The 15,333-nt window shown below is 42.4% G+C and carries 13 protein-coding genes; 9 read left to right on the top strand and 4 right to left on the bottom strand.

The features are described 5' to 3' along the window. The first annotated feature begins 240 nt into the window (after positions 1-240). The 3 genes from KPY62_RS03415 to KPY62_RS03405 all read left to right on the top strand — a co-directional run bounded on the left by KPY62_RS03415 (position 241) and on the right by KPY62_RS03405 (position 4,943). A complete protein-coding gene (locus KPY62_RS03415; RefSeq protein ID WP_216580825.1) occupies positions 241-1,026 on the top strand; it encodes a peptidoglycan DD-metalloendopeptidase family protein in 786 nt (261 codons plus the stop codon). Positions 1,027-1,156: 130 nt separating this feature from the next. Beyond that, positions 1,157-2,716 carry a phosphatase PAP2 family protein gene (locus KPY62_RS03410; protein ID WP_216580824.1) on the top strand — a complete coding sequence of 520 codons (1,560 nt, stop codon included), beginning with the start codon at positions 1,157-1,159 and terminating at the stop codon, positions 2,714-2,716. 67 nt (positions 2,717-2,783) lie between these two features. Then, positions 2,784-4,943, top strand: coding sequence for an ATP-dependent helicase (locus tag KPY62_RS03405; RefSeq protein ID WP_216580823.1), 2,160 nt, complete (start codon positions 2,784-2,786; stop codon positions 4,941-4,943). Positions 4,944-5,085: 142 nt separating this feature from the next. Here the strand turns inward: KPY62_RS03405 and KPY62_RS03400 are convergent, their stop codons facing one another. Beyond that, positions 5,086-5,778 carry a thiopurine S-methyltransferase gene (locus tag KPY62_RS03400; protein WP_216580822.1) on the bottom strand — a complete coding sequence of 231 codons (693 nt, stop codon included), beginning with the start codon at positions 5,776-5,778 and terminating at the stop codon, positions 5,086-5,088. A gap of 44 nt (positions 5,779-5,822) precedes the next feature. After that, entirely contained in the window at positions 5,823-6,167 is a 345-nt protein-coding gene (locus KPY62_RS03395; RefSeq protein WP_216580821.1) for a DMT family transporter, read from the bottom strand. Between the two features lie 579 nt (positions 6,168-6,746). Between KPY62_RS03395 and KPY62_RS03390 the strand changes: the two genes are divergently transcribed. From KPY62_RS03390 to KPY62_RS03380, 3 genes are all read left to right on the top strand, one after another. Then, positions 6,747-8,009 (top strand): NAD(P)/FAD-dependent oxidoreductase, encoded by a 1,263-nt coding sequence (locus tag KPY62_RS03390; RefSeq protein ID WP_216580820.1) that lies wholly within the window; start codon positions 6,747-6,749, stop codon positions 8,007-8,009. 102 nt (positions 8,010-8,111) lie between these two features. After that, the gene (locus KPY62_RS03385; RefSeq protein ID WP_216580819.1) at positions 8,112-8,450 is read left to right on the top strand and encodes a RidA family protein; all 339 of its coding nucleotides are present in this window, start codon (positions 8,112-8,114) and stop codon (positions 8,448-8,450) included. A gap of 506 nt (positions 8,451-8,956) precedes the next feature. Further along, the gene (locus KPY62_RS03380; RefSeq protein WP_216580818.1) at positions 8,957-9,421 is read left to right on the top strand and encodes a hypothetical protein; all 465 of its coding nucleotides are present in this window, start codon (positions 8,957-8,959) and stop codon (positions 9,419-9,421) included. Between the two features lie 202 nt (positions 9,422-9,623). Here the strand turns inward: KPY62_RS03380 and KPY62_RS03375 are convergent, their stop codons facing one another. Together KPY62_RS03375 and KPY62_RS03370 are read right to left on the bottom strand one after the other, a co-directional pair. Continuing rightward, entirely contained in the window at positions 9,624-10,784 is a 1,161-nt protein-coding gene (locus KPY62_RS03375; protein WP_216580817.1) for a glycerate kinase, read from the bottom strand. A gap of 126 nt (positions 10,785-10,910) precedes the next feature. Continuing rightward, a complete protein-coding gene (locus tag KPY62_RS03370) occupies positions 10,911-12,269 on the bottom strand; it encodes a GntP family permease (protein ID WP_216580816.1) in 1,359 nt (452 codons plus the stop codon). Between the two features lie 187 nt (positions 12,270-12,456). On the opposite strand from KPY62_RS03370, the gene cobT reads away from it, so the two are divergent. The 3 genes from cobT to KPY62_RS03355 all read left to right on the top strand — a co-directional run bounded on the left by cobT (position 12,457) and on the right by KPY62_RS03355 (position 15,104). After that, positions 12,457-13,596 carry a nicotinate-nucleotide--dimethylbenzimidazole phosphoribosyltransferase gene (gene cobT / locus KPY62_RS03365; RefSeq protein ID WP_216580815.1) on the top strand — a complete coding sequence of 380 codons (1,140 nt, stop codon included), beginning with the start codon at positions 12,457-12,459 and terminating at the stop codon, positions 13,594-13,596. Beyond that, entirely contained in the window at positions 13,596-14,411 is an 816-nt protein-coding gene (gene cobS / locus KPY62_RS03360) for an adenosylcobinamide-GDP ribazoletransferase (protein WP_216580814.1), read from the top strand. Before cobT ends, cobS begins: the two co-directional genes overlap by 1 nt. Before the next feature lie 141 nt (positions 14,412-14,552). Beyond that, on the top strand, positions 14,553-15,104 hold the full coding sequence (locus KPY62_RS03355; RefSeq protein WP_324033780.1) for a histidine phosphatase family protein: 552 nt from the start codon (positions 14,553-14,555) through the stop codon (positions 15,102-15,104). The last annotated feature ends 229 nt before the right edge of the window (positions 15,105-15,333 follow it).

The following is a 15,333-nucleotide window of genomic DNA, read 5'->3' as shown; positions in this document are numbered from 1 at the left end:
AGGGTATTTTTATATCATGCTTTGACAGTATTCAAAGCCGCAAAGATATTTATTAATAGCACTAGTTTGTCGCTAAAGTAGTTTGTAACTGAAGTCAGGGCAAAGATAATTAAGCTTACTGCTATTTAGAACGGATAAGATTGAGAACGGATAGGATTTAAGAAGAACTACTATCTTGATACTAATATAAATATGGCTGGCTCGTCAGCAGCCTCAGGTATAGACATTAGGAAACCTTGTATGAAAAAGATCACTTCTAAATCATCATTAGTAACGGCAGCATTGGCAGGTACTTTGACCGTTGCTGTGCTAACCATGATGGGTTGTGCCACCAAACCAACTTATCAGAATAACCAGTCAGGCCCTACCATTATTACTAATAACCAAGGTGTTCCCAACTATTATCTAGTTAAACGTGGTGATACTGTCGGTCAGATAGCTGAGCGCTACCGCATGAGCTATCGCCAAATTGGGGCGTTGAATGGTTTGGACAGTAAATACACTATCTACACCGGACAGATGCTTAAGCTTTGGCAAGGCAACCAAGCTACGGCTAGTAATGCCAATGCCAACAACAGCGGTCGTCAGCCTGTAAACAATACGCCAGCTTATAACACTCCAGCCCCAACGCCAGCTTATGAGAATACTGCTAATGCAACTTCGGGCTATGAATATCCTACCCGTAACCAAGTGGTGCGTAACTTCGATGCCTCAGTAGGGAATATGGGCATGTGGTTCGCTGGTAAAGTAGGCGATCCTGTAGTAGCTAGCCAAGGCGGTACGGTACTCTATTCTGGTAATGGGTTGGAGGAGTACGGCAATTTGATTATGATTCGTCATAGTAATAACTACATCACCGCTTATGCTCACAACACTGATTTGCTAGTCAAAGAGGGCGAGCAAGTACAAAGCGGACAGCGTATTGCCACTATGGGTAGCAGCGGTCAGACTAATCAAGTAGGTTTAGAGTTCCAAGTGCGCCTTAACGGTAGCCCTATCGATCCTCGTGCGGTATTGGGGCGCTAACGCTCAGCACTACTCTATTTGGCTTGAATAAAACAGGTGGCTCAGCTTTATGTCTTATGTCAGCTACTATGCTATGAGCTACTATGCTATGAGCTACTATGCTAATGAATAGCCCGCATAACCATCGGTAATGAGTAATGAAGCTGGTAGACAGCGACTATTACTATCGACACGTATTTGGCACTTAACCGTAGCGATACTGCTGTTTACGCTGTTATATAGTCTAACCAATTACTATAGTGCTGCGCTGTTTGACTGCTGTTCTGAGCGTATACACTATGTAGCGACCAGCTTAGACAGTAGCGTGCCATTTATTGCCGCCATGATCGTTCCTTATAGCTGGTCAATGATATTATTCATTGCCAGCTTTTTTATGGTGCGCACTCCTAGTCAGCTTTCTTCGCTTAGCTCACATCTGCTACTCGCAACCTTGCTTGCTGCGCTTATATTCTATTTATATCCTGCACGTTTCTCTTTTCAGCGTCCCTTAACTACAGACTGGACCGCATTTGGCTATGCATGGTTAGAGGTTACTGACCAACCCTTCAATCAGCTACCATCCTTGCACGTGGCATATGCGTTGCTGTTAGGCGTGTCTTTATGGAATGTATTAGTTGATTGCCAGTGTCTGGCAGGTCGAAACTGGTTAGTGCTAAGTTATAGATGCCTACTGGTGCTAGTCTGCTGTTTAATTATAGTGTCGACAGTATTTACTTACCAACATCATCTACTAGATATTATTGCAGGCGCGCTATTGTCTGCTATCGTACTATTTATGGTTGACAGACAGCGCAGTGTATTAGTGCTTAAATATTTTGCCATCGCAATCAGCGGTTTTTTGCTGTTGGCTATTACTGGATTCTTGATAGCTATTAACTTTAAGCAGCCCTTATTTGAGTATGCTAGTCTAATAATGGCAGGGTATTGGCTGCTAAGCTTTATGCGTCTGGCTTGGGTTTATCAAAGCGCCGAGATAAATACTAATAGTAGCTATTTTATAAAAGATAACCAAGGTAAATTAACGCTAAGCACCTGGCTAACTTTTGCGCCTTTGCTACTGGCTTATAGAGCAATGTCGAGCTTGAGCCAGCGTTATTATAGCTATCAGTACCCTGACAGATTTGGTAGCATGGTTTGGCAGCCAATAGGTAATAATACTTCTGTATCGGCAAGCGCGCGTTTATCATCGCCGTTATTCATCAAGGGTTTTCTCCCCAGCGAAGTAGCTGACTTAGCTGCACAACTAATCATCGTCGATCTAGCAGCAGAGGCTAGTAGTCACTTGTTAGCGGTCAGTGCTATTGCTAATAATAGCGTGAAAAATGCGGCGCGAAATACGGAATATAGCATCCATTATTTATATTGGCCCTTATTAGATCTACAACCCTTTAATGAGGCTGATGCGCTAGTATTAATAGGCTTGTTTGAGCAGCTAAATCAATTGCTGGCTGACAATCGCCAGACTAATAAAGTACAAGCTGGTACTTCATTGACGCTAATAAACTTCCATTGTGTGATGGGGTTTTCGCGCAGCATTGCTACGCAAGTTCTGTATTTAGTATATTGTGATAAGCTAAGCTTAGAGAATTATCAAACTTGGATAAGGCAAAACTATCCGCAGGCGCATCTGGCTAGCTCTTATTTACCTGAGTCGCTAATAACAGCGCTAAGCTGCGCTAAAAAACTTTAAAGCATAAAGCTTGCAAAGCTTAAAGCGCAAAATTTTAAACCTTAAAACAGTAAGGCAATAACTAATAATGACGGCATCCCTATTTAATATTCAAAGCTATCAGTATCCGCAAAACTTTGCTGATATCAAGCCTAAGTTGGCACGCTTAGAGCAAGCAATCAATAAGTTAGAAGCGAACCTTATTAAGGCTGAAGATGCTACTGAAAGTCGTAGTGAAAGTCGCAGTGAAAGCCTTACTGAGCCGCTAAAAGTTGATTATGCTAGTGAGCTAAATCCCAATCAACTACTTGCCGCAACTACTATCGAGGGCAAAGTGTTAGTGATTGCTGGGGCAGGGTCAGGAAAGACTAAGACTTTAACTTATCGGACGAGTTACTTGCTGGAGAATGGGGTTGCTCCTAAAGAGATATTGCTGTTAACGTTCACTCGTAAAGCGGCTAACGAAATCAAAGGTCGAGCTAAAACTTTGCTGGCGAGTACAGCAGCAAGCAGCAACGCGCTTAACGATATCACTAGTGGCACTTTTCATTCATTCTGCAATAGATTACTGCGCCAATACTCAGGACTACTAGGTATCAATCCGCGTTTTACTATCTTAGATACCGCCGATAGTGAAGATGCTATTGATCTTATTTATAAAGAAAAGAAGTATCCAGCGCAGACTAAAAAGCAGGCCTTTCCACGCAAAAAGACCCTACAAAATATCTTTTCAAGCTCTAGAAATCGCCGTATCCATATTGGTGAGTTAATAGAAAATAACTATCCAGACATAGCGATACATACTCCTATTATCGAGCAGTTAGCCGTTGACTTTCATCAGTACAAGCGCGCCAATCACTTGTATGATTTTGACGATATTATCAGTCAAGTGGTCAGTCATCTAAAAAATAATAGTAAGTTTCGCCAGCTGGTACAGCAGAATTATCGTTATGTGATGGTCGATGAATATCAAGATACTAATATTCCCCAAAAGCAGCTGATCGATCTTATTTGTGCGCCAGCCTCAGTATCCTTGATGGTGGTTGGTGATGACAACCAAAGTATCTATGCCTTTCGCGGGGCGAATTATGAGAATATTCTACTATTTGGTGAGACTTATCCAGAAGCTAAGCTGATCAAATTGGAGCAAAACTATCGAAGCACGCCAGCAGTTTTAGATTATATCAATGCCTTGTCAGCACAAATCACTTTAGGCTATCAAAAGCAATTATATTCTAAGATGGCTATAGTAGGACAAAAGCCTGTTTTTAGCCGTCTGAGCGATGAAAATCGTGAAGCCAAATACATCGCTGATAAAATAATTGAGCATAAAGCAGATCACGACTATAACGACTACGCAGTACTGTGCCGGACGTCCTTTCAATCCAACTATGTACAGCTAGAATTTATGGAGCGTGGTATCCCCTTTATAGTGGTTGGCGGTATCAAGTTCGTCGAGAGACGTCATATCAAAGACGTATTGGCTTTTGTAAAGATACTCTATAACCCTAATGACACTATCGCTTGGCATCGAATTTTGACTTTGTTTCGAGGGGTAGGCGGGGTGACGGCGACTAAGCTTACTCAGGCAATTAATGCCGATAATAATTCTTTTGAGCCGTTGCGTGCACCAGTGTTTAGCAAAAAAAGCGCTCAGCTTGAATCTTTATATGCACTACTAAGCAAGGCCAGTCAGGCGCAAGCGGTTGAGCAAGTCATTGAAGATATTCTAGAGTTTTATATTCCAGTACTAAAGACTCTTGAAGAGAATTGGCGTGAGCGCTCAGAGGACTTTCGGGTACTCAAAAATCTAGCAACTGAATACAGTAGCTTAGATAACTTTTTAGAAAACCTAGCGCTGGATCCACCTAATGATTCGGTAGCGGCTATGGGGCAGTTTAAAGCTAGTAGTGAGGAGGATAACGATAAAGTCACTATCTCGACTATCCATAGCTCAAAAGGACTGGAGTGGCCAATAGTATTCGTCAATTCCTTAGTCGATGGCATGACGCCGCATCATCGCTCTTTAGATGACTTTGAGGAGTTAGAAGAGGAGCGCAAGCTATTTTATGTGGCTTGTAGCCGGGCTAAGACGAGACTGTATCTAACCGCACCTGATTACTTTGCTAGCTACTCAGGCTACTTCGATAAGCCGTCAAGATTTATCGCAGAGTTGTCTGCGGATAAGGTTGATATTGAAAGCAGCAAAAAACTGATAGTCGAGAGCGATGATCCGGTTTGGTGGTAAGCTGCCAAACCGGAGGTAGTTGATAAGTAGCTGGGGCTAGACATAGCAAATAATTTGCAATCGTATGAGGTGCGACTTGTTTGCTACAGCATAGCTGTAGCCTTCTGTATTTTTCTTTTCAATCATCTACTTGCTTACAGCTCTATTGGTTAGTTATTAGCGCATAGACTAGACGATATCCCGAGTCGCCTGCAGTAGAAACATAATCCGCCTTTTCCCTTTCTAGCAGATTTATATCATAGTGCTTAGCATAGTACGTTTCGAGTTGTGCTAGTGATACTAAGAATGGCGGAGTATTTTTCTGATTATTATGATGCTTTTTTTCGCTGTCATAAGCAAACGATAGTAGAAGTTGGTTTGCGTTATTACTGAGCGCCATAATTTTCTGTGTATAGCGTGTACGTAGGTTGTCCGGCTCATTGTCTGGAAGGGCAACTAATGCCCCACGGTCATAGAGGGCGTCTATTTGTCCAATATCAGCAGCACTTAAATCAAAGATGTCACCAACCCAGATTTTGAGTGTTTGACCTAAGTGCTTGGTCTGGTAACAAGTTAGGCTAGGTATAGTTGGGTGTGATGATACTGTCGCTATCAAATCATTTTCAATAAAAAACTGCTCAACGGCTGTTGCTATTAACTCGACACCCACAACGTCAAAACCTTGTGTGATAAACCATAGCATATCTATACTCTTACCGCATAGAGGCACGAAAACACGCCCATTTTTAGGAGTGTTTAAGGTTTTGAAGTGCTGGGTGAGCATAAAATTTGGCTTTTTCTGAGTGAAGTTAGTTTGGTTGTTATGCCATGCATTCTGCCAAAATTCAGGATTCATAACTTTAACCTTATAGTTGTAGGTTTTAACTATCTATTATAACCTCAATGCCCAACGGTCTGCGAAAACACATTAATCACTATCACGCCGCTAATAATCAAGGCGATACCGATAATAGCGGGGGTATCGATGCTTTGCTTAAAGACTACAAGTCCTATGATCGCCGTCAACACAATACCTATACCGCCCCAAATCGCATAGGCGATACCTAAAGGTAGGGTTTTTAAGGTTTGAGTCAAAAAATAAAACGAAAAAACATAAAGGATAGCTGTTAATAAGGTAGGGACTAAGCGGGTGAACTGTTCTGACTTGACCAAAAAAGTTGTGCCTAGTACCTCAAAGATGATGGCCAGCATCAAAAATCCATAGCCGATTAAAACAGGGTTCATACAAGCATTGCTCCAGCTATTGTCTTAAAGATAATAATTACAGCGCTGCATTATCACTCATAAAGCCTAAACTGTCAGCCCTAGAGTGACTTCATTTATTTATCAGTAATTAACTCAACCATTGTTAAGTTTATCTATATTATGCTGCCTGAATATAGCTCTATTATTTATTGAACTAAAGCCTAGTCTCAATGGGAGAATACTAGGCTTTCGCTGACTCAAAGTTATTATAGATAAAATCGCTGCTTGCCTTACAGTTAAAGGGCTTAAGCTTTCAGCATGAGCGGTGTATTTATTTTTAACAGCATATGAAATCATAGGGTTAAAGGGTAAAAAAGTAGACCTACAGAAGGGTTTTAAAGCTCTAGTATAAAGGTATAAAATCAGCTATAACAAAAAGTAACTCTTAACAAAAATATCTGTTAGATATAGGTTTATTAATTGCTAAGTACGCGTTACTATCACCATTGCATTTATAGCAGCTAATAGCTTTTTAAGCTTCAGTTTTAGTAGCGGTTATTAGTAGTTATATTTTAATCTTGATATCTATGGTTAGTACCTATTCTAAAAGGATTTGCTATGCGTTATGACGTTATTGTTATCGGTGCGGGTATGGTCGGCACTTCGGCTGCTTGGCATCTACAGAAAAATAATTCAAAAGTTCTAATGCTTGATAGAAAGCTGCCGGGACTTGAGACTTCATATGGTAATGCAGGTTTAATCCAGCGTGAAGCGATTCATACTCATCCTTTTCCGCGCCAGATTACTGAATTGGTCAGAGTTATGCCTAACCAAGGTACCGATATTCGCTATCGTATACCTGCTATCCTACGCTATCATCAAGCGCTGTTGCAGTACTGGAAGTACTCAGCACCAGCTATGGTCAAACAGATTGAAAGTGAATGGCAAACGCTGATTGCCCATTGTACTAGCGAGCATCAGACTATGATCGAAGCTTCTGGCGCTGATGAGCTGATTACTCGTGATGGCTGGCTGCAATTGCATCGCTCAAAAGAGACCCTGAAGGTAGCTGCTGATACGGCTATCCTTGATCGTGAGCAGGGCGTTGAGCATAAAGTATTGAGTGTAGATGAGTTAAAAGTGCTGGAGCCTAATGCCAATTTTGATGGTTTTGTTGGCGCTATTCACTGGTTAAACTCTTGGCAAGTCTCTAACCCAAGCCTATTGGTTAAAGCGTATGCTAAAAGTTTTGAGCAGATGCAAGGGATCATAAAAGAGACTGATGTCAAAGAAATCATTCCTGAAGTCAGTAGCGATGGTAATGGCTGGAAAGTGATTACCACTACTGATACTTTTTATAGTGATCATCTAGTTATCGCTGCTGGACCTTGGTCGAATGAGCTGATCAAACCACTCGGTTACGATCTGCCGTTATTCCCAATGCGTGGCTATCATCAGCATTTTAAAGTCAGTGCTAAAAACACTATCCATCACAGTATGTTCGATATGGACAAAGGCTTTGTGATGGGGCCGATGCAACAAGGTATTCGTATTACTACGGGTGCTGAGATGACCACTATGGATGCGCCAAAGAACTTTGGTCAGCTAAAGACAGTATTGAAACTGGCACGCAAGATATTGCCATTAGATGAAGCAGTGGAAAGTGAAGCTTGGGCGGGTTCGCGTCCTTGTATGCCAGATATGAAACCGGTCATTGGCCCAGCTGGCAAGCATGATAAGTTATGGTTTGCTTTCGGTCATAGTCATCAAGGTTTTACTCTAGGACCTATCACTGGTCGTCTAGTAGAAGAGCTGATCCACGATAAATCATTAACCGTTGATGTTAAGCCTTTTAACGCTCAGCGCTTCTCTAAAGCGTAACTTGTAAATGTAAATATGTTAAAATATTTCCTCAAAAATGTAAGGGAGCACTATAAGCTAAAATAGTGCTCAGCAATAACACTAAAAATATAGGGATATATCATGAAAAAGCTACATAGTAATGAACGAGCTAGCAAAATCGTCATCCATAATCAAACTATCTATCTAAGTGGTCAAGTTGGCAATGCTGAAGATGATATCCAAGCACAAACTTTGACTTGCCTAGAAAAAGTTGAAGCTTTGCTAACAGAAGTGGGCAGCGACAAATCAAAAATGCTTTCTGCTACCGTTTGGATCAGCACTATGGATAACTTCGATGCCATGAACCAAGTATGGAACAAATGGTTCGAAGGCGTACAGCCACCAGCCCGTGCTTGCGGTGAGTCAGCACTAGCCCGTCCTGAGCTATTAGTAGAAGTCACCGTTATCGCAGCTGAGTAATGGTTTCGTTTTTAGCTTTACAGAGAATAAAAAGGACATCCTATAATTAGGGTGTCCTTTTTTTATATCTAGCGCACTGCTCTCTGCTTGCTGGCTTGTGGGTGCTCAGCACTACAGCAGTTATTGATAGAGGATTAAAGATCATCGTTAATCTTTTGCAGTAGGTTATCAGTGCGTATAGCTATATCTTTTCTTAATTGCCCTGATAGAGTAGTCAGTTTGTTGAGCGTTAAACTGATCAGTGAATCTACTTCAGGGTTAACTGTCTCTCATTTGTTCGTTGTTAATAACAGTTAAACAGCTATAGAGTAATCATTATAATATGTTATTATACTAAAATACATTATGTTTAATATAATATTAGATACTTCGTTTAGGTTTTTGCTAAAAATTTTAAATCAGCTTTATCAAAAAAATGCTTAGCCGTCCGATAGTTGCTAAACAGCAGCTATTTAGTAGTTAAGCTAACTTCAGTACTGTTAATCGATATCACTGGGAGTAATACTATGAAAAAAATTCTTATCACTACGTTGACCGCACTTGCCACCTTGTTTGCTGTTAACTCTGTCTCTGCTGAAGAAACCCGTACTATTAAACAAGCAGCGCCGCCTTTATTGGTGATAGTCACCTCGGATGACGCTCAAGTACAGTTGATGTCTATGGTGCTTACTATGCAATCGGCACAGCAAGGGGCAAAAGCTCAAGTGTTGCTTTGCGGTGCAGCTGGTGATATGGCACTACGTGATGCGCCAAAAAGTGTCACTACTGGCCAACCACCAATGAATATGAGTGCGCAAGGTCTGATGAAGACTATTATGGAAAAGACCAAAACAAAAGTCGAAGTGTGCGCGATTTATCTGCCCGGGAAGGGTCTTGATCCATCGGCATTGATCGAAGGCGTTACAGTAGCCGATCCAGCAGCTGTTGCCAAAATGATGATCGAACCAACCACTAAAATAGCCAGTTTTTAATAAACATAACTAGCCAGCAACTAATGGCTTACTCAGTAAAATACAACAGCTTTAACAGTAAGTTTACAGACTAATAAAAAGGACAAGATAACTAATATCTTGTCCTTTTTTTATCAGTGTAGAGTCGTAGGATAGTTTTGCTAATAACTGGGGAGTTAGTCGCAGGCCTTATACAGTCGATGAACTATATAAAGCCTTGTCCTTAGTGTAAATTTTGTCCCAAGCGGATGGCTGCAGCGATATTCATAGCGGTTGCTTCGATATTAGCATAAGCATCATTTAACACTTTATCAATAGTGTCTAGCCTTTGAATGCTGGGTATAATCACATCGAACTGCGCTCTTTGAGCAGGCTCTAAGGTTTCAACGCTGCCACAAATAGCGATGATAGGAGTGGCATGAGCCTTAGCCAGTTGACTGATACCGCTAGCCACTTTGCCCATAGCAGTTTGCGCATCAAGTTTACCTTCGCCAGTGATCACTAAATCCGCCTCAGCGATTTGCGCCGCTAAAGTTACTGCGGTGGCTACTGTATCAAATCCTGATTGCAACTTGGCGCCACAAAAGCTTATTAAGGCAAAGCCAAGGCCGCCCGCTGCGCCTGCTCCTGGTATATCTTGAGCGTTTTTAACCTCTTTAGGTGCATTATAGCTAGCCTGTTGGTGGTGACAGACCTTAGCGAAGTGGCTTAAAGATTTATCTAAGATCGCTACTTGTTGAGCATCAGCGCCTTTTTGTGGGCCAAAAATAGCGCTAGCTCCTTGCTCGCCGCATAACGGGTTAGTCACATCGCAGGCCACTTCAAACACTGTATTGACAATCTGTGCATGAAAAGCTGAGTCATCTATTCGTTGCAGCTTAGCTAATGATTCACCACCTATTCCTAATAACTGGTCGTTACTATCATAAAACTTAATGCCTAAAGCCGTCAGCATACCGACCCCAGCATCATTAGTGGCGCTACCCCCTAAGCCGATGATAATACGCTTAGCCCCTTTGTTTAGGGCATCAGTAATCATTTCACCAACGCCATAGCTGCTAGTAAGCAAGGGGTTTCTTTCTGCTATTGTCAATAAATGCAGACCACAAGCTTGAGCGATTTCTATCACCGCTGTTGCATCGGGCAGTAGCAAGTATTTGGCACTGATACGGCGCATTGAGGGATCATGGACGGTCACTTGCTGCCAATCACCACCAAGGGCGTAAGACAACACTTCGCAAGTACCTTCGCCACCATCGGCCATTGGTAGCAGGGTGTAATCAGCGTCAGGAAACACTTGCGTGAAGCCCGACTTGATGGCGTGGCATACTTCTAAAGCAGTTAAGCTTTCTTTAAATGAATCAGGGGCAATAAGGATATTCATTGGCGTCTCTTAAACTATTTATTGCAAAGTCACAGTCGATATAGCGGCTGCTGTCACTATTTAGCTTAGCTCTATTAAAGTTATTGCTATAAAAAGCATTTAATAAAACTCATTAAATAAAACCCATTAGATAAAGACTAAGGTTAATAGCCAGATAAAGATAATACTAGTCACCCCTTGGATACCCGTAGCTACTGAGTGAGCTTTATACGCTTGTGCCACACTCATACGACTAAATTGGCTCACAATCCAAAAGAAACTATCGTTGGCGTGGGAGATAGTCATTGCCCCGGCACCGATAGCCATTACACAAAAAACACGGCCAAGTTCGCTATCGAGTCCAATCTGTCCTAACAGCGGTGCTACCATCGCTGAAGTGGTGACTAAAGCTACGGTAGTCGAACCTTGAGCGGTTTTTAGTGCTGCCGAGACGATGAATGGCATAAATATACCTAATCCTAAGGCGGATAACGTAGTGCCTAAGTAGTCGCCTATCGGCGTAACTTTTAACATCGCACCGAATGCACCGCCAGCCCCAGTGATTAATAAAATAGGAGCCGCTACTACTAAACCTTGTGAGATAGCATCGCTCACTTGCTGAGTTTTGTCATTGCCCTCTATTAGCAGAAACGATAAAAACAAGCCAATAAGTAGCGCTGTTAATGGGTTACCAATGAATATCAGCAGCTCAGCCATTAAACCGTCGCCTAAAGGCGCTGTAGGAAAGTTAGCAAAAGACGATAAACATATCAACACTATAGGGACTATGATGGGTAAAAAAGCCATAGTTGCTGAGGGTAGCTTATTATAATCTTCACGAGATTTCATGTTTGCGGGTAGGGTAACAGCCGCTGCATTATCAGCATCTATATTGTCTGGTTCAACATTAAGAAAGCGATTGGACCAAAGCCAACCTGCCAGCACAGCAACAGTAGTGACCACGATGCCCACCATGATGACTAAGCCTAAGTTTGACTCTAATCCCAAGTTGCCAGCAGCAGCAATAGGACCTGGGGTAGGAGGGACAAAAGTATGAGTGGCATATAGACCTGTTGCCAAAGCAACACTCATTGCTACACTAGATACTTTTAAGCGCTCTGCCAACGACTCTTTTAACGAGTTTAAGATCACAAAACCTGAATCACAAAACACAGGAATCGACACTACGGCCCCAACTATAGACATAGTTAAAGTAGGGAAGCGTGGTCCTAATAAATTAATAACCGTTTCGGCCATTACAATCGCTGCACCAGTCTTCTCTAAGATCAGTCCGATGATAGTGCCGAATACTATAACTAGACCAATATATCCTAAAATACCACCAAAACCATCAGCAATAGTTTTAGCCACTGAATCAAGAGGAACTTGATAAAATAACGCTACTAAAAAAGCTGACAATATCAGCACTAAAAAAGGATGCCACTTCAGTTTTGCAGTAGCAAAAATAATAAAAAGTATGGTCAATACAAGCCAAAATACTATCATCACAATCTCTATAAAATTACGGTTGTCGTTAGCTAGGAAAGCTAACGTATTTAGTTGTACAGCGATGCTTCGCCGATTTTAAATGGCCTATTTTATAGTACATGACAGTAGCTAGGAAATGATATTTATATAGTGGTTTCTGCTACCATAGGCAGCTATTTATTTACCTCATCATTAGGATCAATCATTGACCACATTTAATATCCCTAAGATTGCCACTATCGCTGACCCGCAATTACAGCAGCAGCTCCAACACATTATTGATAATAAAACCAAGCCACTAGGCGCACTAGGTAGATTAGAAACGCTAGGGTTACAGTTAGGACTGATTCAAGGGTCGACTACGCCTACTATAGAGCAGCCACAGATTCGGGTCTTCGCCGCTGATCATGGCTTGACCAAGCATGGTACTTCAGCATTCCCAAGTAGTGTTACCGCGCAGATGGTGCTTAACTTTTTACAAGGCGGTGCGGCTATTAATGTGCTGGCGCGTCAGCATAATATCGAGCTAAAAGTTGTTGATGCTGGCGTTGCTACTGATTTTGATAGCGCACACTTTACCAGCCATTCACCAAATCAAAACTATCCGCAGCTGCTCGACTATAAAGTTCGTCACGGCAGCCGTGATGCTTTGACTGAACCCGCCATGACTGATGAAGAGTGCACGCTGGCCCTCAATAACGGCATCGCAGTCGCCCAGCAGCTAACCGGCAACTTATTAATAGTTGGTGAGATGGGTATTGGCAATACCTCAGCGGCGAGCTTGCTGTTGGCCAGATTAGGTGAGCTACCGATTGCCGACTGTATAGGTCGTGGTACTGGGCTTGATGATACAGGCCTGCAGCATAAACAGTCTATCTTAAGCCAAGTATTGCAGCGTCATAGCACTGCGTTATCGCCGCTAGCAGCATTAGCAGCATTAGGCGGTCTTGAGATTGCGATGATGGTAGGGGCGCTGATACAAGCGGCTAGTGATAGACGGATATTACTGATTGATGGTTTTATCGCTAGTGTCGCCTTGTTAGTCGCTGAACGCTTAGCGCCAGGAGTTTTGCAATATGCCGTATTTGCCCATCATTCAGTCGAGCCAGGACACAGCCATTTGCTTAAGCTATTAAACGCTGAGCCGCTGTTAACTATGCAAATGCGTCTGGGAGAGGGCAGTGGCGCGGCATTAGCTTATCCGCTATTACAATCAGCCTGCGCTATCATTAATGAGATGGCCAGCTTTAGCGATGCTGGTATTAGTGAAAAAACCAGCTCTGAAAGCAATAGTGAAAGTAATAGAGAAAGCCCAAGTAAAAACAGTAGCGAGCACACCCACTGATGGCATCGTTACTAAGTCATATTCGTTATGAAGCACGCTTGATATTAGTGGCGGTGCAATTTTTGACTCGTATACCTGTCCCTTCATTCGCTCATTATGATCCACAGTGGCTGCATCAAAGCAGTCGCCATTTTCCTGCGGTGGGGCTGTTGGTAGGGGTGCTCTGTGCTGGCATATTTTGGCTGGCAAGTCTACTGTTTAATCCGTTAGTGGCAGCAACAGTGAGTAGTGTTTTTGGTATCAAGCTAACTGGTGCCTTTCATGAGGACGGTTTAGCCGATACTTGTGATGGTCTCGGCGGTGGTCTGACTCGTGAGCGTACTCTGACGATTATGAAAGACTCGCGTTTAGGCACTTATGGGACTTTAGGTTTAGTCTCAGCACTGTTACTTAAGATTACTTTACTGGCGGCTATGCCCGTATCAGTAGCGATAGTGGCGCTGATAATTGCTCATAGTGCTTCACGCTTGTTATGTACTAGCCTTATAGCACTTCTGCCTTATGGTGGTGAAATAGAACATGCCAAAGCTAAGCCTATGGCGCAACAATTGACTTTAGCTCAAGGTTTTTTAGCTAGCGGCTGGCTATTATTAGGCATAATTTTAGTGCTGTTAGTCTTCCCTAGAGCAGTGCAGCTGATCAGTATTTGGCAAGCTTTATTGGCGCTACTGTTGGCTTTGATTGCTACCGACTACATGCGTCGATTATTACGTCGACGTCTGGATGGCTACACTGGTGACGGGTTAGGAGCTACGCAGCAGCTGAGTGAAGTGGCAATCTATGCAGGGCTTGCAGCAACACTACCTTTTATTTAACGGCGCAATGAGTAGCTTGCAGTATATTATCTTGTAACTCAGTAGCTTGCCATTTAGCTACTGTTAATTTAGCACTGTTAGTTTAGCGCTAAGCTTTGCCGCTATTGATTATGGAAAACTATTGAAGACTAGGAGACGTTTGTGCCTCTATTATATATCTGGCGACATCCCAAACCGTTAGCTGCTGCTGGTATGTGTTTTGGACAGACTGATATGGCTGTTGATAAGCGTAAGCTTAAGCGCCTTGCCAATCAAATCCAGCGTTATGTGCGTCGGCAGCAATTGCCAAAAGTGATATGGGTTAGCCCTTTGCAACGTTCATTGATAGTGGGCCAGTTATTAGTACAGCACGGCTTTGAATGTTATATAGCGCCTGAGCTTATTGAGATTGACTTTGGCGATTGGGAAAATCGTCCTTGGCAGCAAATTGCTAAGCAACAGATAGATGACTGGTGCAATAATTTTGCGCACTTTGCCCCTGATAATGGCGAAAGCTTGCAACAGTTTTTTACTCGTGTAGAAGGCTGGCTAAAGGCCCAAATGACGGATAAGCCAATACTAGCCGTAGGTCATTCTGGCTGGATTAATACGGCCAAAATGATTAGTGCGGGACAACCAGTACCACAAATAGCTGCGGATTGGCCTCGCTCACTTGCTTATGGAGAGCTTACTGTGCTGGACTTTGTCGTTTAGTTCAGCTTAGCGGCTTTTATTAGTAAATATTATAGTTTTAAATTTACATTCATTTAGACGAATTTATGATGACTATCAATCAATTCGTCTTTTTTTTATCACAAAAAAAATACGGGGATAATGGTCAACTATACAAGGGATACTGACTCGATTTTATATTGAACCAACAGATGATTAGCTATTATAACTGTCTGTTTGATGACTTAGATTGGTTAGAGTAACTAATAAC

It is taken from the genome of Psychrobacter sp. TAE2020, from assembly GCF_018919485.1.
GTDB lineage: Bacteria > Pseudomonadota > Gammaproteobacteria > Pseudomonadales > Moraxellaceae > Psychrobacter.
This window is presented reverse-complemented; position numbering and strand designations above follow the sequence as displayed.

Coding starts and splice junctions, on each gene's coding strand:
- KPY62_RS03415 (WP_216580825.1), top strand. CDS start 241: ATGAAAAAGATCACTTCTAAATCATCATTAGTAACGGCAGCATTGGCA.
- KPY62_RS03410 (WP_216580824.1), top strand. CDS start 1,157: ATGAGTAATGAAGCTGGTAGACAGCGACTATTACTATCGACACGTATT.
- KPY62_RS03405 (WP_216580823.1), top strand. CDS start 2,784: ATGACGGCATCCCTATTTAATATTCAAAGCTATCAGTATCCGCAAAAC.
- KPY62_RS03400 (WP_216580822.1), bottom strand. CDS start 5,778: ATGAATCCTGAATTTTGGCAGAATGCATGGCATAACAACCAAACTAAC.
- KPY62_RS03395 (WP_216580821.1), bottom strand. CDS start 6,167: ATGAACCCTGTTTTAATCGGCTATGGATTTTTGATGCTGGCCATCATC.
- KPY62_RS03390 (WP_216580820.1), top strand. CDS start 6,747: ATGCGTTATGACGTTATTGTTATCGGTGCGGGTATGGTCGGCACTTCG.
- KPY62_RS03385 (WP_216580819.1), top strand. CDS start 8,112: ATGAAAAAGCTACATAGTAATGAACGAGCTAGCAAAATCGTCATCCAT.
- KPY62_RS03380 (WP_216580818.1), top strand. CDS start 8,957: ATGAAAAAAATTCTTATCACTACGTTGACCGCACTTGCCACCTTGTTT.
- KPY62_RS03375 (WP_216580817.1), bottom strand. CDS start 10,784: ATGAATATCCTTATTGCCCCTGATTCATTTAAAGAAAGCTTAACTGCT.
- KPY62_RS03370 (WP_216580816.1), bottom strand. CDS start 12,269: ATGATAGTATTTTGGCTTGTATTGACCATACTTTTTATTATTTTTGCT.
- cobS (WP_216580814.1), top strand. CDS start 13,596: ATGGCATCGTTACTAAGTCATATTCGTTATGAAGCACGCTTGATATTA.